We start from the raw sequence: 18,160 nt of genomic DNA on the forward strand, positions 1-18,160 counted from the left end.
ATTATAATATCTATACCGACAGCATAGCCCACCTGACACACACTGGCCAATGGTCCGTCAGATTCAAGTCTCAATTTTTACAGATTTACCGGCGTCTCCCCCACCCACACACTCTTTTCATAAATTAACGGATTTTTTCATAACGCCTGCTTTCTTGCTGAATACGAGCAATATCGGCCATAAACTTCTTACAATTAGTTAATTTTTTATTCTTACTCTCTCTTCCACCGCTAAAGATATTTTTAAAGCTTTTGGCGATAGGGGTAGCAAACACCTCGGCAGCCACCTCAAGCACTGAATCTTTGCCACCAATATCAATTCTGGGATTCAATAGATCGCCCTCTGTCACTATTTTAATGGGCGCCCCGGTTAAAGAGAAATCTTTTTCCCTGGCAGTCAACACGTACCTCACTAACTCCTTATCCAGATCCACGAATCCATTACCCACTACATTAGAGTCATCAGTATTGATCAGCAGGGACTTGGTTTCGATACGTCCGGAATTGATATCAAATAATCCCACCAGACAGTTCAATTCCGGCTTTGGATTATCGGCCAGCCAAGAAACGAGCGCTTCAGTCACATCGAGCTGCAGGGCTTCTACCAGCAAACTGCTGATATAGCCGTCCTCAACCAGGAAGTTCAGATCCCCATTCAAGGTGGAAGCCACCCCTTGCGGTGAACTACCACTGGCATGCAAGTTAGCCACCGCATCAAAATTCCCTCCAATGATGTCATCCATATTGAGCTTATTGTCAAGATCGGCTAGCTCTTCAGAGATTTTCTTGAGTCCAAAATGATTAGCGGTTAGTTTAAGGTCGGCTCCTGTTAAATTATTCCTAGATTGATCGATGAGCCCTTTCAGAACAGCCTTTCCTCCTAGCATCCTTATTTTTAATGGATGCAGCGCAAGCTGCCTTTCCTTGATTGCAATATTAAGTTTACCTCCTTGAATAAGCCTATCCCAATCACCGCCGACATATTTATCCACTTTTATACGTAGGTAAAGTTCAAGCCTTGCTGGGATAAAAGGCTCGATAGGATCATCATCGAAGAGCTTTTTCTTCTCGCTTTGCTTTTCTTGCGCCTTAACATCAATATCCGTGACTTCTTCTTTTAACTCGGCCGCGCCTTTTTTAGCCACGGGCCTGAAATCTGGGCTTGCCAGCACCGGGAATAGCAGATTTCCTCTAACAAGCGTTCGTTTTTCATTTAAGTCTATCTTCAACTTCCCTCTCATTTGACTCTGACCATAATTAATCGTCAGCTGAGTCAGATTTAACCATCTATCCTCTATATTTGCATCAATAGTGCCAGAACCGTCATAAGCATGAAAAGTTCTGGTTTCTAAACCGGCTAGCTTGGCTAACCGCGATAATGTTTCCCCGGTCCCCTTTACCCGCACTTTACCCTTTACTCTCTTAGGATGGCCGGAAATATCGCCAGTAGCATAAAGTGCTATCGTGTCGATATGACCTGTCAGCACGAGAAGTTTATCTACCTTTTTTTCATTGCTTGCTTTTTGATCAATTTGAAAACTAACTGGAATAGTATCAATCCTCCCATGGAAGGAGACTTTTCTTTGGGGGGAATAAAAATCTCGCAACCGAATGTTTTCCATCCGCAAGGTATGGGTTTCTTTTTTTGCTTTGTTATGGTAAGCCACCGTAAAATTACTTAGCTTAAAACTTCTGATCTTCTCTACTGCAAAATAACCCGGAGGCTTTTTCTCTTGCGGTAAGAAAGTATTCCAATTAGTTTTGTTCTTTTGCTCAGCCAAAAACACTTGACCATCCCTGATTTCCCCATCTAGGAGGTTGATTTTTCCCAGTATTAACGGCAAAAGTTCAAACTGGAAAAAAACTTTACTGATAGTCGCCATATTGGGCTTATCCGCCCATTCCGCGTTTTCTAGCCTTATTCCTTTTATTGTAATGCTAGGTTGCAATGTCAATAAATCTAACTTGAGATCACCCGCTATCACCAATTCTCTGCCATACGCTTGTTCTACGTAGCTGGAAGCCCATTTTTTAACCCTATTCTCATCAAGCACTATTATCGCCACTATTATTACTAACAGCAGGACTGCAATGATAAGGGCTAATAGGACACATAATTTTTTTAGCATGAATTCGCTTAATTTAAAAAAGGCAGATTATTGGAATAAAATGTTAACGTTTGTAATCACTACTTGCGCTTATTTTCCCCCATTCTCTTTCTAATTAGATAGGATGGGGCGGAGAACGAACTACTCATGAGTGTAGATGCTTATTCTTATCCATCCACCACAAAAAAAGGTGAATTTTAATAAAGTCCAAAACAGTTTAATGTAGGGGTATGTCCTTATAGAACAGCTCTCTTACAGAGCATAAAATAATTAATACTACTAGTGTTTTGACCTCCTCTCTTCAGCCTGGCTACTCGCCAGGCTTTTTTTTATCCGTCCTATTTATCTGATCTGCATTCTAATGGCTTTTTAACCTCTATGGGGGCGTTGGCTGCTTAGAGAGCATAGAGATAGGATAATAAATCCTCTTTCTCCTGAGAAGTCAGATCCAACTGCAAAACTAAATTAAAGAATTCTACGGTGTCAGCTAAAGTTAAGAGTCGGCCATCGGCGAGATAAGGAGGAGAATCCTTGATGCCCCGTAGGGTAAAGGTTTTAATCGGACCATTAGCTACATTATATTGATGGTTGATTTTTTCTGGCTCATAGAAGCGCTCTAGGTGGAGATCATGCATTTGATGATCTAAAAAGGCTGGCGGTATATGACAAACGCTGCACTTACCTTTACCAAAAAAGAGCTTCTCGCCGCGCTGCTCTTTCTCGGACGCCGTTGCGGGTATCAAGCGACCCGTTGCGTCTAATTTGGGCGCTGGCGGAAAATCAAACATATTTTGCATCTGGGCCATCATTGCCACTTGCTCGGTACGATTAGGCAGATGAACCCCTTTTTTAGCTGCAATCACATGATCGCCATCAAAGTAGGCGGTCCGCTGCTCGAATTGGGAAAAATCCTCCACCGAGCGCAGGGAACGCTTGGAGCCATGGATCTGCTGATTGTACATACCTCGTAGACTTACCGTGTCCAGCCGAAACCTATTCTCTTGAGGACGGGTATCCGGGTTGAGATGGAAAGCGGCATTGGTGTGTCCATTGACATGGCAATCGAGACAGGTAACCCCTAAGGTGGGCTCCTTAACTTTTCTATCCTCAGTCTGGTTAAACTCCTGCTGGGGAAAGGGAGTGAGTAGTAACCGTAAGCCTTCCATTTGAACAGGCGTAATGATTCCATTCAGAAGCCGATAGTAATTCTTGATGGTGAGCACCTCGCCCCGCGAAACATCTCCTAGTTCCGGATGAGTCGTTAAATAGACAGGCGGAGGAAACTCAGGTAAGAAGTGCTCTGGTAGATCAAACTCTACATCGAAGCGAGAAAGATCCCGACCCTCCGCTTTTTGGATAGCCTCGATTTGGTTGGGGGGGTAAACTTGGCCGCCTATATTATGTTTAGGATGAGGAAGGGGCCGAAAGCCTTGGGGGAATAGATCCCGCTGCTTAATTTCCTCGGCAGTCATTGCAGCAAGCTGCTCCCAGGTGGTTCCCTCCGGCAGCTTTACCCGAACTCCCTCCTGCACGGGTTTCCCCGCCGACATAGTGATCGTCTTGGAAGGCTGGTCCTGAAGCTCATAACGCTGCTCCAAAAGGGTTTTCTGATGCTTCGTGACGTTAGGTTTAGCGGCAATATCCTGTTGCTTCACTTCATCAAAAGTTTTTTTTATCGCAACTGGTTTATAGCTCGTTGCTTGCTCATCCGCCAATAGAATTCCGCTACCGCCAACCAACGCCAAACCCATACTGATTGCTATCCACCAGCTTTTGAAAAAATACCTTTTTCTTTCCATGTCTGTTCCTCTAAAATAGTTCTTAAGTAAATATTAATGATTATTTGAATAATAGCTAACGATAAGAAACAGTCTAGGAAATTTTTAAAAACGTTAAGCCTCAGAACAGAAGGTTTTAGAAATTGAATGAATCCCTACAAAAGCGAAAAAAGAGGTTAACAATAACCCCCCACGACAGCCCCACATAGGACCGCCGCAAAAAGCTTTCAAGGCGGGGTAATTGTCTTTTGCGGTAGAGAATAGAAAATATAATTCCTAGCGATCCTAGTTAGGATCGCTAGGAGGTTTTTTTAAGGCAACTAATCGTCCCGTTCTGTTACATCAACATGGTCCGCAATAAGAAACGCATCCACGTCTTCTATCTCGGTTCTAATTTCTTCATCCAGAACCCAATCGTATTCACGCTCAACGTCCACAAACTTCACCGCGCGAACCGTTCCGGTAACGGTAACCTCGTCGTCTTCCTGAACATTAAGATTGCCTTTTGGCATCACAACCACTATCTCATCGTTAAAAAGCCCGCCGCTTTCGAGGATAAAGGCTTTCTTATCAATCCTTTCTTCTACTTCTCCGGAAACGGTAACTTTCTGGCCATCGTAACGTTCTATATTATCTAGCAGTTTTTCTACATCTTCTACTGTCTGGGCTTGGCCACCTGCTTGCTGCCCATCCATCCGAGAGGATTGGTCGGCACCTGAAGAAGGCGGGACAGTTGTCTGCGCGCTACCCAGGGCAGGCAGAGACATAAGCGCAGCGCTAGCCATGGCGGCTATAAACGTTTTTGTGACGGTGTCTATGTTTAGTTGCTGTAAAAATTTCATCATTTTTACCTCTTTATAATAGGAAATCAGAATCGTTATAAATAAAAAATTTATGGATAGCCGCTACCAATGATCATTAAGATTTTATAGAAAGACTTAAAAATAATGAATAGCTTATAGGCATTAGGAAACGCAACCCTGGCGATCCTAGATGGGATCGCCAGGAGGTTTTATTTCAAGGTAACTAATCGTCCTGTTCTGTTATATCTACATGGTCTGCAATAAGAAATGCTTTTGTATCTTCTATCTCATCTTTAATTTCTTCGTTAACTACCCACTGATATTCATTTTCAATGTCAGCAAATTTGGCCGAACGAACTGTTCCGGTAACCGTAACCTCATCGTCTTCCTGAACGTTTAGATTGCCTTTCGGCACTATTACGACTATTTCATCATTGAATATCCCGCCACTTTCAAGGATAAAGGCTTTCTTATCAATCCTTTCTTCCACTTCCCCGGAAACGGTAACTTTCTGGCCATCGTAACGTTCTATATTTTTCAGGAGCTTTTTCACATCTTCTACCGTCTGGGCTTGGCCACTTGCTTGCTGCCCACCCATCCGAGAGGATTGGTCGGCACCTGGAGAAGGCGGGACAGCTGTCTGAGCTATACCCAGGGCAGGCAGGGACATAAGCGCAGCGCTAGCCATGGCGGCTATAGTCATTTTTGGGAGAGTGCCCATCCTTTCTTTCCAGAAAATCTTTTTCATACTTATCTCCTTTACTTAACATATAAAATTTAGTTTGGGAAATGTTCTCTATACCATAGGTAACTAAAAACAGAACTCTTTCTATCAAAATCTTTTAACACATAACTATAGAACGTTTTCTAGAATTGTCTAGCATAAATAATATTTAAAAATAGAATCGTTTTCTTATGGATGCTGAGCGTGCATATAACTTGAAATTATTACATCACCAAGAAAATTTTTACATAAATAAAAATGTAGTTGCTTGCTAACTAAAATAAAAAAAGCGAGCTAAATCAAGAAAAATAGGCCCTAGTCATCATTTTATTTTGCTTAGACGAGGGCCTAATATTATCGGTATATTTTTTGCTACAAATATCAGGGCACGCTATAGATATGAAATAAATCATTAACCTTTGGAGGAAACCATGAATACACCTATAACTACTCCCCCCGGCAGCGAACAACCCCGAGTCATTGGAGGCGAAGACAATACTAGCGGACCGGGTCCCTATCTCATGACCGCCAATTCTCTGGAAAATAATGAAGTGTACAATCTGGAAGGAGAAGAGTTAGGTAAAATCAAGGACATCATGATAGATGTACCTAAAGGCCGGATAGCCTATGCGGTTTTATCCTTTGGGGGGATTCTCGGCATGGGAGATAAATTATTTGCCGTACCGTGGAATGCCTTAACCTTGGACGCGAATGAAAAGTGTTTTGTATTAAGAGTTAATAAAGAAGTCCTTGAGAACGACCCCGGATTTGATAAAGATAATTGGCCATCAATGGCTGATCAACGGTGGGCTAGCGATGTCCATAGCCGTTATGGAACTCGTCCCTATTGGGAAGGTTATACGCCCTAGGGTTATTAGTCTATTAAACGTGTTCGCCAGGGACGGCAAGCACGAAAAAACTTTGGGGTGTTCCTCACAACCTTGGAAAGGAACAGTGCATTTCCCTGTATTTCTCCAAATAAGTAGGACTTCTTTTTTATTTTTACTAAATCCATCTATCCCTCTCTGTCGTTCTCTTTTCATCAAGGTTCTAAGAGGATGCATCACTGCACCCTGAATGGAATCCGGATTTCGCCAAAAAATTGATTGCTCTGGGCGCTGCTCAAATCGGCCCGGAAGGTCACCCGTGACAAGTCATCCGAGACGCGTTCAAAATAAAGATAGCCTTCAATGTGGCCGCCAGCCTCTAGTACGCCTTCTGGTAGTGCCCGCTTAAACATTTCTTGAGTTGGCAATGGTAGATTTATCCAGTAAGCATTGTAAGTATCATAGTAGAATGGATCGTAGGCAAATGTGCCGCGATAAGCCGCCATAGTAGGATAGATCTCGGCGTAGAACGGGGCAACTGTGAAAGCATGGTATACGAAATGGGGTTCAGTTATTGCCGTGTAGCCAGGGTTGACGACAGGCTCCGGAATAGATCCCACGATTTGATACAGGGGCAAGGCAGCGTAGCGCATGCCGTCATCGGCGATGAGGGCGAAGTCATTGTAACGCAAGCGCAGTGCCGTCTCGCTTTGGTTATCGATGAGTACCCGTACCGGCGTCACTTCATTTTGAATGGGTTGGGGTCCGGGCCATGGGCCCGCTTGCACGATTACCTGAACCCCTTTCACCCGGCTAACAGCAGCGTCCTCTAAGCGCGTCACTTCATTCGCCGTGGAGGCTGGCTTTAAGTTAGCTGCCGGCGGTGTACAGCTGGCAACGAATAGTATAAGAGGAATAAACGTAGTGAGCATCCTATTGGATTGTCTCATAACGGCTTTCTCCTATATATCTGCCGACCGGCCACTACTATAAAAATGATCGCTGGCTTGAGCGCATATTTAAATACATACAAGAAGGAACTCATCTTTTTTTACCCTTCAGCTTGTAGCTTTAAATTAATCTTATATACCCAAAGAGAAATTTTCCAAAGCTCTAATCAAAATTTTGGCTTACCAACCTCTATAGTTCCTTTCCATACCAGGTGTTCTAAACTAATTACTTAAAACTTAGGAAGAGGAATGCCGTGAATGATGGGCGTTCTCCCGACGAGAGTTTTAGGCAGTTAGTCATCCCCGATTCTCTGGGGTTTAGCCAGTAAAGCCATTTCTATCGCCGAAACCTAGTATAGCTAGTGGCCCTAAAGGAGAGGGCTTATGGAGCCAACGAATTTTCCGGTGAATTTTTTTATACGCCGCCTATTAATCGCCGTAGGGATCGGGGTAGCCGTCTTTATTCTTTTGTTCTTGCTTGGGCATCTAGCTCATCTATTGCTGCTGGTGTTTGCGGGCATCTTGGTAGGGGTATTTTTGCGTGGCGTCGCAAACTGGCTGAGCAATCATGTGCCTCTTTCCGTGGGTTGGTCGCTTACGCTGGTGATTTTCCTTGTGTTTTATTTGGCAATCATGGGCAGTTTGCTGCTAGGACCCACGATCGCCAATAATTTCAGCGAACTCAATCAAATTATTCCGCAAGCCTTGGCCCGTCTCCAAACGTTTTTAAAAGGACACGATATCATCGAGCAGTTATTGGAGAACTTTCTTCAGCAGGATAAAGCGACTCTCCTTGCCCAAAATATGTTTTCTCGAATAGCGGGGGTTTTCTCCAGCCTAATGGGCTTGGTGGTGGGACTTCTCATTATCTTTGCTAATGGTTTCTATTTTAGCGTGGAGCCCCAGGTTTATATAAATGGCGTCCTGCATTTATTCCCCAAGCATAGACGCAAACGCGCTAGCTTAGTTTTAAGCGAACTAGGGCATGTGTTGCGTTGGTGGCTCGTAGGAAGAATAGCCTCGATGACGGTGATAGGCATTTTGACCTGGGGAGGACTACTATTATTGGATATTCCTTCCGCGGCCGCCTTGGCTTTTTTAGCAGCGGTTTTATCGTTTGTGCCTAACATTGGCCCGCTGCTGTCAGTGGTGCCTGCCGCATTAGTGGGCTGGCTGCAAGGGCCCATGAGCGTGCTGTATGTAATCCTACTCTATACTATTATCCAAACCCTTGAGAGCTATGTGATCACACCCTTAATCCAGCGGCAAGTCATTATGCTCCCGCCCGCGCTTATTTTGACGGCACAGTTAGCCATGGGAATGGCTTTTGGCATCCTTGGCGTATTGCTAGCCACACCCTTTGCCGTTGTAATACTGGTGCTGATACAAATGCTTTATATAGAAGATATATTAGAAGAGTCGGTAAATTTGCCTTAGGGGAAAAAGGCGTCGGATTGAGATGGATAATTTTTAAAAATTTATGCGCTTCTAAAAATCATGAACTATACTTTTATTTCGTAATAATGACATACAAGAGGTGAAAAAATGTTTGGCTGGGCAGTAACTTTTTTGATTATTGCGCTCGTGGCGGCTCTTCTGGGTTTCACGGGCATAGCGGGGATGGCCACGGAGATCGCATGGATTTTATTTGTGGTGGGAATAATTTTATTTGTCGTCTTCTTAATTTTAGGGCGGCGACGACCTCCTTTGTAGGTTGAAATATACTTTTATGCCGTAAAATAGAAATAGATAAGGAGAAAAAAATGTTTGGCTGGGCAGTAACTTTTTTAATTATTGCGCTCATAGCAGCTATCTTTGGCTTCACAGGATTAGCGGGGGTGGCTACCCATATCGCATGGATTTTATTTGTGGTGGGAATTATTTTATTCGTGGTCTTCTTACTTTTAGGGCGACGAGCGCCTCCCCTCTAATATTAAGGAGTGTGCTTCACCGGACCGATGGACAGGGAGGTCTTCGGTGTTTGGGGGTTGACCATTTCAGCGATGGGATCAACAAAGGTTATCACCCACCCAAGTGATTATTTATCCCATTACCTCCAGCAATGCCAATAACGGTCCAGGCCAAATTCCTAAACCGAGGATGCCTGCTAAACAGCTACTATACAGCGCAAGGTAATCTTTTTTCATCGGCATGGAATACACCTGAACAGGAGAGTAAAGGTATACCTCGGCGATAATCTTGACATAATAATACAGCGCCAGCGTCATATTAATCACCGCGATGACGGCAAGCCCTATCATCTCCCCCTCAAGCACTGCTGCTAGCAAAAAAACTTTGCCGGCAAACCCGGCCAGGGGTGGGATGCCCGCCAGCGACAATAGGCATAGAGCCAAAACTCCAGCAGTCCCCGGCGCATGCTGACTTAAGCCCCGGAGCGCTTCGTAGGAGTCGCTGCCTGTCGCCCGTTCCAAATGAGCCCCCACCGCAAAGGCGCCCAAGGTCATAAATAAATAACCAGCGAGGTAATAACCAATAGCCGCCAAGGCGCCCGTTTCCCGTTCGGCCACGGCCACCGTCATGAGAAGATAACCTGCGTGGGCGATGCTCGACCAGGCGAGCAAGCGCTTTAGATGGTTTTGCCGCAGGGCGATCAGATTGCCCAGCGTCATGGTTACGGCGGCGCCTATCGCGAGCCAGAGGGGCCATCCGGCCATTTCACCGAGCATTCCTTCCAGCATAAAGCGCAGCAGGGCCGCCATGCCGGCCGCTTTGGGCACCACGGCGAGAAAACCCGCCACCGGCGCCGTCGCTCCGGCAAATACATCCGGCGCCCACACATGAAAGGGCGCCAGCGTGATCTCGAAGCCATAGCCCACCAGGATTAAGATCAGGGCCAGGGTTACCCACAGCCCATCTGCGTCCCGCAAGCCGCTGCCAATCGTCTGTAAATTCAGGCTACCCGTTAAACCATACAAGAAAGTCAGCCCGTAGGCCATAATGGCTAAAGCGACCCCCGCGTAAATAAAATATTTAAGAGCGGCTTCCAGAGCGGGTCGGTGGCAGCGTTCAAGGGCGACCAGCACATAGCTGGCCATGCTCATCATCTGAAAGAAAAGTACGATTAGGCCCAGATCCCGGCTAGAAGCCAGCCCCACGGCCCCCAGGGTGGCGAACATCACCGCGACCGCCGCCGGGGCCTGTTGGGAGCGGCCGCGGAAATATATCATCAGCAACGCCACAGTCATAAGGCTGCTTAGCTCAATAATTAGCTTAAAAACATGGGCAAAACCATCCAGGGCGTAACTGCCATGGAAAGCCATCACCGGCTGCCAGGAAAGCATTCTGGCGGTCGCCACCAGGCAGGCAAGCATTCCCAGCAGGGCCATTAGCCCTGGCAGCACCCGCCATTGACCCCGTACCCAGCCCGCTAGGGGGACCAGTACTAGACACAGGCCTCCCAGGATAAGTTCGGGGATGAGCGCCCACAGTTTCATCCTGCCGCCAGGCCCCGCGTGGTTTCCCGAATGATGCCCAACAGCCAACTTGGCAATATCCCTAGCAGCAGGGATAAAATCGTTAAGCTCCCCAGGATCGCCAGCTTTCGTCCTTCCGGCTCCCGCATCGCCGCCGCCTGCGCGTGGGGCTCGCCCCAGAGCACCGAGATCACGATACGCAGATATAAACCCGTGGTGATCACTAACGCCGCCAGGGTCACCCCGGCGACCCCGAAATTCCAGGAAACGGCCGCTCCCAGTAGTTGAAATTCCCCAATAAATCCCGAAAGTCCAGGCAACCCTAACGAGCCGAACACCAGCACCCCAGTTAGCAAGGAAAAGACCGTTGCCTGGCGGGATAAGCCACTCAGCCGGCCCATCTCCCGCGTCCCCGTTTGATCTTGAATCACGCCAACGGCGAAAAACATCCCTCCCGTCAGCAGGCCATGGCTAATGATCTGGTAAATGCCGCCATTTAGGGCCAATGCCTGCACGCTTGCAGTGGGCGCCAACACGGCCAGCGCCGCTGCCAGCATGATATACCCCATATGATTGATGGAGGTGTAGGCAATGAGGCGCTTTAGATCCTGCTGGGCCAGCGCGGCCAGTGCCCCGTAAACAAGGGAAATCAAGGCCAGCGCCAGCAACAGCCAAGCGTACTCCAACATTACCCGCGGCATAGTGGGCAGCATAATGGCGAGCAGGCCATACGCGCCCATCTTAAGTTGAATGCCAGCGAGCATCACGCTGCCTTCGGTGGGCGCTTCCACATGGGCATCGGGCAACCAGTTATGGAGGGGCACGGTAGGCAGTTTCACGCCAAAGCCAAGGAGCATTCCCAGCATGATCCAGCCGCCAGCCGTGCTCCCTTGGGCCAGGGGCTGGGCCTCGATGATGGTGGGCAACGAAAAAGTATGGGGCTCCATCAACAGATATAGCGCCAGAAAGCTTAGCAAAATCGCCAGACTAGCGGCCCGGGTATAGAGAAAAAATTTCATGGCGGCGTAGCGGCGATCCTCATGACCCCAGAGGCCGATAATGAAATACATGGGCACCAAGCCCACTTCAAAGAAAAGATAAAATAGCAGTAAGTCTTGAGCGGCGAAGACCCCCAACAGGCCGGTGGCCATGAGCAGAAAGAGCGCGGCGTGGCCCTTGGGGCGATCGTCATTCCGCAGCACATAGACCATCACCGTAACCAGCAACCACGCCGTCAGTAAAATCAGCGCCAGCGAAAAACCATTGACGCCCACATCGTAGGCCGCATTGACAGGCGGAATCCAAGGCAAGGTGGCGCGCCACTGCAATCCCGGCCGGGCGGCATCGAACCCGGTCAATAAACCTAAGGCGGCGGTAAAGGCCAGCAAGGCGCCCGCCAAAGCGACCCACCGAATCAGAAAAGGGCGTGAACGGGGCAGGATTAACACCACCAAGGCCGTGGCTAAGGGCAAAAAAATAGTCAAGCTCAACATGAATTGAGATACCTTGCCATAAATTACGCCGCGCGGGGACTACCGACTTTAGGCGGCAGAGGAAGCGCGGCCCTCCGTAAGGTTGTTTGCAGTATATGTCTGCCGGATGTATAATTACCGGCATGACTCGTTACGCCAAAAATGCCGGCGCAGTGTTTGCGCTCAAATATCACCTGGTTTGGTGCCCCAAATACCGTCGCAGTGTATTGGTTGATGGCGTCGCCAAGCGGCTGGGCCAGTTGATTCGAGAAGTCGCAAGTGAGTTTGAAATGACCGTGCATGCGATGGAGATCATGCCAGATCAGGTGCATCTGTTCGTTGAGTCTGATCCACGCTGGTGCGTTGCCGAGATAGTTAATCGTTTTAAAGGGCGAAGCAGCCGCGTCTTGCGTTCCGAATTTCCGGTTTTGCGCAGCCGCTTGCCGACCCTGTGGAGCCGCAGTTACTACGCGGGCACGGTAGGCCGCGTGTCCGAGGCGACCGTGCGCCGTTATATTGAGAACCAGGTCGGCAAGTAGATGATCAAGGCGTTTAAATACCGTCTTTATCCAAACGCCCATCAAGCGCGCGAGCTTGAAATCATGCTCGAAACGCATCGACGTTTGTATAACGAATGCCTGGCTCAACGAAAAGAGCGCTTTGAGACCGCCCAAGAAAGCGTGAAGTACACGCAGCAATCGGCTTGGTTTAAATCCGCTCGCGGCGCTAACGATTGGTACGCTCTGCTTAATTTCTCCTCTGCCCAGGCCACGATGAGACGCCTGGATAAAGCCTTCCAAGCGTTCTTCCGGCGCATTAAGGCCGGTGGAAAGCCCGGTTATCCGCGCTTCAAGGCCCGGGGCCGCTTCGATAGCTGGACATACCCAGCGCACGGCGACGGCGCATGGTTGCTCAATGGCAAGCTGCGCCTTCAGCACCTTGGTGTGGTTAAGGTGCGCCAGCATCGCCCTGTAGAGGGTACGGTCAAAACCGTGCAGCTCAAGAATGAAGCCGGGAAATGGTTCGTCGTTGCCAGTTGCGATGTTGGCGCTGCGCCACCGCCGCGAGCCAGTGAGACGGCTGTCGGCATTGATGTCGGATTGGAATACTTCCTGTCCACCGATCAAGGCGAACACGTTGATAACCCGCGTTATCAAAAAGAAGCGTTGCGCCAGTTGCGGGTTGCTGGGCGTGCTGTTTCGCGCAAGAAAAAAGGCAGCCGGAACCGACGCAAAGCGGTTGCCAGATTGCGTGCTGTACATGCGCACGTAGCCAACAAAAGGCGGGACCACCACAAAGTGGCCCGCGATTTGGTGAGTCGATACGCCTTCATCGCGGCGGAAAGCCTGACCGTGAGAAACATAGTCAGAAATCGCCGGTTGAGTCGGTCGATTTCGGATGCTGGCTGGCGCCAGTTTCTGAACATACTCCGCGCCAAGGCTAAAAGCGCCGGGTCGGTGTTGGTTGAAGTTCCTCCGCAGGGCACGTCGCAAGCGTGTTCCGGGTGCGGCGCAATGGTGCGCAAAGCGCTGTCCGTGCGCATGCACCAGTGCCTGGAGTGCGGCCTGATCCTGCAAAGAGATGTCAACGCCGCCAGTAATATCCTGGCCCGTGGCCCGGCTCGGATGGAGCCTGTGCAGCTTAACGTGGCGCAATAGCGCGTGCGTGCCACAAGAAGCCGTCTGCTTTAGCTGACGGTGCATCACTTAGTCATTCCCCGCCAGCAATAGCCCAACCGCGACAATCCCGACGCCTATCAGAAAGATGAAAGCGAACACGCTCAAAGTATAAAGATAAAGCTTGCCGCTCTGGGAGGAGCGCAGCTTCTGCCCACCCCATTGAAAAAAGCCCGCCAAGCGGTCATGACCCGCACCCCATATTGCTGACTCAAAGCGTGCCGCTGCCTCGCCAGCCGCCATAGCTGTGTCCCTGCTAGCGCGGGCAGCCCCATTGAAAAAGCTTTCGTAAAGCAGAACGCCCTTGGCTAGCAACAACGCCCCGGTAGCAAAAAACCGCCCTGACCTATCAACATGCCGTTCCAACCTAGCCAGTGTCACCGCCCCTGCTATGGCAGTGCGGGCTGTCACAGCGACCAGGCCATAAATGATAACAGCCAGTCTGCTAGGCCAGCGGCCAAGGGCGGGCGCCGGCCCCCGCTGGTAAACCCGCCCCGCGCCTAGTCCTAAGCCGATGAGGCTTGCCAGAACAGCGCCCTGGGACCAGGCACCACTTAAGGCCGCACTACTAGCCGCAAAAGGCAGCATGGCCTCGATGGGAGTTTTAATCAGCGCCCCGAGCCCGGCGGCAGCCAGGGCCAAACCCAGGGCAGGCCCAACCAGCGCTACGGATTCGCGCGAGTTTGCCGGCGTGGCCGTCCGCGGCGTAACCCCAAAAGTAGCCATGGTAGCCCGGCCTATATAGATTCCAGCCAGTAAAGTCAACACCAGCATGATGATTCCCCAGGCGGCATGGACGGAGATGGCCTGCCTTAATAGATGCTCCCCGCTCCAATAGCCCGACAACAGCGGAAAACCCGCCAGCGCGAGGGCAGAGGCAAGGAAGGCGCCCGCCGTCCACGGCAAGCGCTTTCCCAGCCCGCCAAGCCGGCGCAGATCCCGGGTGCCCGTGGCCCGCTCCAGCGCGCCGGCGCTAAGAAAAAGCGCTGATTTAAAAGTAGCGTGGACGGTCAAATGAAAAGCCGCCGCCAGCGGCCCCCCCAGCCCTAGCGCGAGCATCATCTCCCCCAGTTGGGAAACGGTGGACCAAGCAAGAAGGCGCTTTAGATCGTATTGGGCGGTAGCCACCAAGGCGGCGATCAAAGCGGTGAAGGCGCCAACCCCCAACACCACTGCTAAGGCCAAGGGCGTATGTTCAAACAAGGGAAACAGCCGCAGCACCAGAAATACTCCCGCGGCGGCCATGGTGGCTGAGTGAATCAGGGCCGATACCGGCGTTGGCCCCGCCATCGCTTCCGGAAGCCAAGCGGTCAAGGGCAATTGGGCGCTTTTTCCCATAGCTGCAAGGAAAAACAGCAGGGCCAGCCCATTGAGCGTCCCGGTGGTAAAAACGCCATTTTCCACCTGCGCAAAAAAAAGCGGCAATTGGGTCGTGCCGGTGATTGTCAGGACCCAAAGCCAGCCGAGCAGCAGGCCCATATCCGCGAGCCGGGTCATGAGCAGCGCCTTAATGGCCGCTTGCCGGGCCTTGGTCTGGCCATGGCGCTGGCCAATTAAAGCAAACGAGGCCAGCCCTACCCCTTCCCAAGCGATAAATAGCAGTAGCAACGACTGGCTCAGCACCAGGAGCAGCATCATCCCTACAAAAAAGCTCAGCCAGGCGAAAAATCGTTGGCGGCCCCCTTCATCAGCCATGTAGGACACGGAATAAACGGCCACGGGCAGCGCAATCCAGGCGACTAGCGTAGCCATCCACCAGCCCAGGCTATCGGCCGCCAGGCTTAGCGTCAGCGCAAAGCGGCCTACCGTGAACCAGGTCAGTGTCATCTCAGTGTCGGTGCCGGACAAGGGCAGCATCGCCAAGGCGGCGATAAAAATCCCCCCGAGCGCAAGTCCGCCCCCCCGGTCTGGCAGCCAGCGCCCGCCAAGGGCAATCAGCGCCGCCATGAATAGGGGAGCAAAGGGCGCTAGCAGCAACAATGCCGTCATCCTTTCAGCGCTTTATATTTATCCACTTGTACGGTTTGATGGCGGCGATAGAGCAACATCATGATGGCCAAGCCGATGGCCATTTCAATGGCGCCAATGGTCACAATGATAATCACGAAAATTTGGCCGGAGTAATCCTGGGGAGCGGTGAAACGCCAAAACGCCACCAGATTTAATCCTGTGGCATTCAGCAATAGTTCAATTCCCATGAGCACCATCACCGCGGTACGCTGGGCGATGATGGCATAGAGTCCAATGGCGAACAGCACCGCCGCTACCAGTAAAAAAGCAGTTAAGGGAATCGCAATCATGGGGTCATCTTTTCTCCCATATACATACGGATAAGCGCAACAAAAATTTTATTTTTCCGTCTCCTGGTCGGGTTCGGCCGTCTCAAAGGGAGAATCAGTTTTAATGGGAGCAGGAGGCGCGTCTACCGCAGCCTGGAGGTCCTCCCTCTGGGTCGGGTCAGGATGCTTGCCAGGGCGTTGCAGCATAACAGCGCCAAAAATACCCAGCAGAATTAATAAACCCGCCCCTTCAAAGGCAAGCATGTATTTATCCATGAGCAAGTGACCAATCCGCCGGGGCGAGTCTTGGTCCGGCATTTGCCTGACTACCGCCCAGTGGGGTCGCCATAGTAAAAGCGCAATCAGTAAAGCGCCGATGCCCACGGACAGCAGGGCGGCCGCGCGCTTAACGGGGGTAAACATGGACATATCATCATTGCCGTGGTTTCCTTCCTTCTCCCCTTCTTCCTCGTGGTTGCCCTTATCGGGGGAAGAATCATCCTTATTTCCATCCGCTTTGGATTGAGGGGAGCGGGCCAAGCCCAGGCTAAAGAACCACTCGGGGCCCCGAAGCCGCATGTGAGTGCTCATCATCGCGCCGCCGGGATCGCCGCTGAACAGCAGCATGAACAAAATCATCACCAACATACCGCCGATGTACATCATGATTTGCAATAGGGCTAGCAAGTCAGCAAGCAGCAAAATAAATAAGCCCGCCACCCCTATGAAAGAGGCCATCAGAAAAATACCGCTGCGAAACATGCTCATGGTGGTGGCCATGCCCAAGGCTCCGGCGATGCTGATAAAAGCAAAGATCCCAAACGTAATCCATTGCAGAACCGGACTCACTTCCATTTAGTAGTCTGCGCCTGGAGAAAAGGGTTCTTGACCGACGCCTAGCAGGATTAATCCGCCCACGATGAGCACATTAAGCAAGCCCACCGGGATAAGAATTTTCCATGACAGCATGAGTATCTCAGCCGTGCTTAGCAGCCGCGCCTGACGGCCCAACCAAACCATAAGGGCCATGAGCCCCACGGTCTTGATGACCATCCAAACCGGCCCCGGCAAAAGCGGGCCGCTATAGCCCCCCAGAAAAATAACCGCCCCCATGGCGGCGACCACAAACAGCACCCCCGACAGGGCCAGCCGCCAGAGCAAACCTTTCCAGCCGCCAAACACCCCGAGCACGCCCCGGTTGAGGAGCTCGGCGAAAGGCTCCAGAAAAGGCGCCCGATACGTTTGTATCAAGCCGGTGGCCACATAAAGGGCAAAACCAAGGGGCTGGGGAATGAGGTACCAGAGTTGAGCGTTGGCCTGCGCCTCAACAATATTCACCGTCGATAAGGAGCGGGCCATCATAATCGGCCCGATAATCGCCAACCCGAGCGGGATTACATAGGCAATCAATTGGGCGATAGTCCGGTAACAGGCTTCCACGCTAGCGGGCGTATTGGCGCCCCATCCCCCCAGCGCGATGCCGAGCACCACAAAGTCCACCACTACAATGAAATAAAAAAGCCCGATATTGACATCATTGCCTACTAGGGAAGGGCTAAAGGGAATGCAGACCATGGCCCAGCTCACGCCCATAAACGCAATGACCGGTCCGGCATAATAGAGCCAGGGATCGGATTGAGTTAACCGCACATCGGCAGCAATTTTTACCGGACTTGCCGGTCCCCGCTCGCTACCAGCGCCAAGCCAGTTAGGCTCCAGCCAGGCGGTAAGCCACGCCCCCGCCAAAAGGGCGAGCAACGGTGCCAGAACGCTCATCATCACTCCCATTTCAATCCACCCATTCCCCAGGCATAGGCAATACCGCCGCTCAGCAATGCGATAAAGACCAGCATATCGAGAAAAGCTTTTAGTCCAATCTCCGCGAATACCACCGCCCAGGGATACATAAAAATCATCTCCATATCGAAGGCCACAAAAATAAGCGCATAAGTTGTAAAACCGAAACGATATTTTTTCCAGGAATCGGGCGCTGACAACGATTCGCTGGGAGGACGCCAGAAGGCGGCGGCCAGCAGCGACACTCCCAGGGCGGACAGTCCAATAAGCGCGACAATGGTGTAAGTTTGCAAAATCATTTTTATATTTGATC

General features: G+C 50.4%; 18 protein-coding genes. 6 read left to right on the top strand and 12 right to left on the bottom strand.

Annotation, left to right across the window (positions count from 1 at the left end):
- Nucleotides 1–124: 124 nt before the first annotated feature.
- The 4 genes from NWAT_RS12755 to NWAT_RS12770 all read right to left on the bottom strand — a co-directional run bounded on the left by NWAT_RS12755 (nucleotide 125) and on the right by NWAT_RS12770 (nucleotide 5,436).
- Nucleotides 125–2,128, bottom strand: coding sequence for an AsmA family protein (locus NWAT_RS12755; protein WP_013221458.1), 2,004 nt, complete (start codon nucleotides 2,126–2,128; stop codon nucleotides 125–127).
- A gap of 374 nt (nucleotides 2,129–2,502) precedes the next feature.
- Nucleotides 2,503–3,906: a cytochrome b6 gene (locus NWAT_RS12760; protein WP_013221459.1), complete on the bottom strand. Its 1,404-nt coding sequence runs from the start codon at nucleotides 3,904–3,906 to the stop codon at nucleotides 2,503–2,505.
- Nucleotides 3,907–4,205: 299 nt separating this feature from the next.
- Nucleotides 4,206–4,730 carry a hypothetical protein gene (locus NWAT_RS12765; RefSeq protein ID WP_041350754.1) on the bottom strand — a complete coding sequence of 175 codons (525 nt, stop codon included), beginning with the start codon at nucleotides 4,728–4,730 and terminating at the stop codon, nucleotides 4,206–4,208.
- Nucleotides 4,731–4,911: 181 nt separating this feature from the next.
- Nucleotides 4,912–5,436 (bottom strand): hypothetical protein, encoded by a 525-nt coding sequence (locus NWAT_RS12770; RefSeq protein WP_013221461.1) that lies wholly within the window; start codon nucleotides 5,434–5,436, stop codon nucleotides 4,912–4,914.
- 407 nt (nucleotides 5,437–5,843) lie between these two features.
- Between NWAT_RS12770 and NWAT_RS12775 the strand changes: the two genes are divergently transcribed.
- Nucleotides 5,844–6,281, top strand: a complete 438-nt coding sequence (locus NWAT_RS12775; protein ID WP_013221462.1) for a PRC-barrel domain-containing protein — start codon at nucleotides 5,844–5,846, stop codon at nucleotides 6,279–6,281.
- Between the two features lie 194 nt (nucleotides 6,282–6,475).
- Here NWAT_RS12775 and NWAT_RS12780 read toward each other — a convergent pair whose 3' ends face one another.
- Complete coding sequence (locus NWAT_RS12780) at nucleotides 6,476–7,189, bottom strand: hypothetical protein (RefSeq protein ID WP_013221463.1); 714 nt, start codon at nucleotides 7,187–7,189, stop codon at nucleotides 6,476–6,478.
- A gap of 384 nt (nucleotides 7,190–7,573) precedes the next feature.
- On the opposite strand from NWAT_RS12780, the gene NWAT_RS12785 reads away from it, so the two are divergent.
- From NWAT_RS12785 to NWAT_RS16335, 3 genes are all read left to right on the top strand, one after another.
- Complete coding sequence (locus NWAT_RS12785) at nucleotides 7,574–8,626, top strand: AI-2E family transporter (protein WP_013221464.1); 1,053 nt, start codon at nucleotides 7,574–7,576, stop codon at nucleotides 8,624–8,626.
- Between the two features lie 108 nt (nucleotides 8,627–8,734).
- Nucleotides 8,735–8,902: a DUF1328 domain-containing protein gene (locus NWAT_RS16330; protein ID WP_013221465.1), complete on the top strand. Its 168-nt coding sequence runs from the start codon at nucleotides 8,735–8,737 to the stop codon at nucleotides 8,900–8,902.
- Between the two features lie 50 nt (nucleotides 8,903–8,952).
- A complete protein-coding gene (locus tag NWAT_RS16335; RefSeq protein ID WP_013221466.1) occupies nucleotides 8,953–9,120 on the top strand; it encodes a DUF1328 domain-containing protein in 168 nt (55 codons plus the stop codon).
- A gap of 111 nt (nucleotides 9,121–9,231) precedes the next feature.
- Here the strand turns inward: NWAT_RS16335 and NWAT_RS12800 are convergent, their stop codons facing one another.
- Both NWAT_RS12800 and NWAT_RS12805 read right to left on the bottom strand, forming a co-directional pair.
- A complete protein-coding gene (locus NWAT_RS12800; protein ID WP_013221467.1) occupies nucleotides 9,232–10,644 on the bottom strand; it encodes an NADH-quinone oxidoreductase subunit N in 1,413 nt (470 codons plus the stop codon).
- The gene (locus tag NWAT_RS12805) at nucleotides 10,641–12,116 is read right to left on the bottom strand and encodes a complex I subunit 4 family protein (protein WP_013221468.1); all 1,476 of its coding nucleotides are present in this window, start codon (nucleotides 12,114–12,116) and stop codon (nucleotides 10,641–10,643) included. The genes NWAT_RS12800 and NWAT_RS12805 overlap by 4 nt, the downstream gene beginning before the upstream one ends.
- 122 nt (nucleotides 12,117–12,238) lie before the next feature.
- Here NWAT_RS12805 and tnpA point away from each other — a divergent pair, with 122 nt between their 5' ends.
- Together tnpA and NWAT_RS12815 are read left to right on the top strand one after the other, a co-directional pair.
- On the top strand, nucleotides 12,239–12,634 hold the full coding sequence (tnpA, locus tag NWAT_RS12810; RefSeq protein ID WP_013221469.1) for an IS200/IS605 family transposase: 396 nt from the start codon (nucleotides 12,239–12,241) through the stop codon (nucleotides 12,632–12,634).
- Nucleotides 12,635–13,753, top strand: coding sequence for an RNA-guided endonuclease InsQ/TnpB family protein (locus NWAT_RS12815; protein ID WP_013221470.1), 1,119 nt, complete (start codon nucleotides 12,635–12,637; stop codon nucleotides 13,751–13,753).
- 48 nt (nucleotides 13,754–13,801) lie between these two features.
- Here the strand turns inward: NWAT_RS12815 and NWAT_RS12820 are convergent, their stop codons facing one another.
- From NWAT_RS12820 to NWAT_RS12840, 5 genes are read right to left on the bottom strand one after another with little or no spacing between them, the layout of a single operon-like run.
- On the bottom strand, nucleotides 13,802–15,760 hold the full coding sequence (locus NWAT_RS12820) for an NADH-quinone oxidoreductase subunit 5 family protein (RefSeq protein WP_013221471.1): 1,959 nt from the start codon (nucleotides 15,758–15,760) through the stop codon (nucleotides 13,802–13,804).
- Nucleotides 15,757–16,071 (bottom strand): NADH-quinone oxidoreductase subunit NuoK, encoded by a 315-nt coding sequence (gene nuoK / locus NWAT_RS12825; protein ID WP_013221472.1) that lies wholly within the window; start codon nucleotides 16,069–16,071, stop codon nucleotides 15,757–15,759. The genes NWAT_RS12820 and nuoK overlap by 4 nt, the downstream gene beginning before the upstream one ends.
- Nucleotides 16,072–16,119: 48 nt before the next feature.
- On the bottom strand, nucleotides 16,120–16,905 hold the full coding sequence (locus NWAT_RS12830) for an NADH-quinone oxidoreductase subunit J family protein (RefSeq protein ID WP_013221473.1): 786 nt from the start codon (nucleotides 16,903–16,905) through the stop codon (nucleotides 16,120–16,122).
- Nucleotides 16,906–17,829 carry a complex I subunit 1/NuoH family protein gene (locus tag NWAT_RS12835; protein WP_232420134.1) on the bottom strand — a complete coding sequence of 308 codons (924 nt, stop codon included), beginning with the start codon at nucleotides 17,827–17,829 and terminating at the stop codon, nucleotides 16,906–16,908. It abuts the gene before it with no gap.
- On the bottom strand, nucleotides 17,829–18,146 hold the full coding sequence (locus NWAT_RS12840) for an NADH-quinone oxidoreductase subunit A (protein WP_013221475.1): 318 nt from the start codon (nucleotides 18,144–18,146) through the stop codon (nucleotides 17,829–17,831). The genes NWAT_RS12835 and NWAT_RS12840 overlap by 1 nt, the downstream gene beginning before the upstream one ends.
- Nucleotides 18,147–18,160 lie beyond the last annotated feature (14 nt).

This window comes from Nitrosococcus watsonii C-113 (assembly GCF_000143085.1).
Lineage (GTDB): Bacteria > Pseudomonadota > Gammaproteobacteria > Nitrosococcales > Nitrosococcaceae > Nitrosococcus > Nitrosococcus watsonii.

What these genes read in the sequence shown, in the direction of transcription:
- NWAT_RS12755 (WP_013221458.1), bottom strand. Translation starts at nt 2,128, where the DNA reads ATGCTAAAAAAATTATGTGTCCTATTAGCCCTTATCATTGCAGTCCTG.
- NWAT_RS12760 (WP_013221459.1), bottom strand. Translation starts at nt 3,906, where the DNA reads ATGGAAAGAAAAAGGTATTTTTTCAAAAGCTGGTGGATAGCAATCAGT.
- NWAT_RS12765 (WP_041350754.1), bottom strand. Translation starts at nt 4,730, where the DNA reads ATGATGAAATTTTTACAGCAACTAAACATAGACACCGTCACAAAAACG.
- NWAT_RS12770 (WP_013221461.1), bottom strand. Translation starts at nt 5,436, where the DNA reads ATGAAAAAGATTTTCTGGAAAGAAAGGATGGGCACTCTCCCAAAAATG.
- NWAT_RS12775 (WP_013221462.1), top strand. Translation starts at nt 5,844, where the DNA reads ATGAATACACCTATAACTACTCCCCCCGGCAGCGAACAACCCCGAGTC.
- NWAT_RS12780 (WP_013221463.1), bottom strand. Translation starts at nt 7,189, where the DNA reads ATGAGACAATCCAATAGGATGCTCACTACGTTTATTCCTCTTATACTA.
- NWAT_RS12785 (WP_013221464.1), top strand. Translation starts at nt 7,574, where the DNA reads ATGGAGCCAACGAATTTTCCGGTGAATTTTTTTATACGCCGCCTATTA.
- NWAT_RS16330 (WP_013221465.1), top strand. Translation starts at nt 8,735, where the DNA reads ATGTTTGGCTGGGCAGTAACTTTTTTGATTATTGCGCTCGTGGCGGCT.
- NWAT_RS16335 (WP_013221466.1), top strand. Translation starts at nt 8,953, where the DNA reads ATGTTTGGCTGGGCAGTAACTTTTTTAATTATTGCGCTCATAGCAGCT.
- NWAT_RS12800 (WP_013221467.1), bottom strand. Translation starts at nt 10,644, where the DNA reads ATGAAACTGTGGGCGCTCATCCCCGAACTTATCCTGGGAGGCCTGTGT.
- NWAT_RS12805 (WP_013221468.1), bottom strand. Translation starts at nt 12,116, where the DNA reads ATGTTGAGCTTGACTATTTTTTTGCCCTTAGCCACGGCCTTGGTGGTG.
- tnpA (WP_013221469.1), top strand. Translation starts at nt 12,239, where the DNA reads ATGACTCGTTACGCCAAAAATGCCGGCGCAGTGTTTGCGCTCAAATAT.
- NWAT_RS12815 (WP_013221470.1), top strand. Translation starts at nt 12,635, where the DNA reads ATGATCAAGGCGTTTAAATACCGTCTTTATCCAAACGCCCATCAAGCG.
- NWAT_RS12820 (WP_013221471.1), bottom strand. Translation starts at nt 15,760, where the DNA reads ATGACGGCATTGTTGCTGCTAGCGCCCTTTGCTCCCCTATTCATGGCG.
- nuoK (WP_013221472.1), bottom strand. Translation starts at nt 16,071, where the DNA reads ATGATTGCGATTCCCTTAACTGCTTTTTTACTGGTAGCGGCGGTGCTG.
- NWAT_RS12830 (WP_013221473.1), bottom strand. Translation starts at nt 16,905, where the DNA reads ATGGAAGTGAGTCCGGTTCTGCAATGGATTACGTTTGGGATCTTTGCT.
- NWAT_RS12835 (WP_232420134.1), bottom strand. Translation starts at nt 17,829, where the DNA reads ATGATGAGCGTTCTGGCACCGTTGCTCGCCCTTTTGGCGGGGGCGTGG.
- NWAT_RS12840 (WP_013221475.1), bottom strand. Translation starts at nt 18,146, where the DNA reads ATGATTTTGCAAACTTACACCATTGTCGCGCTTATTGGACTGTCCGCC.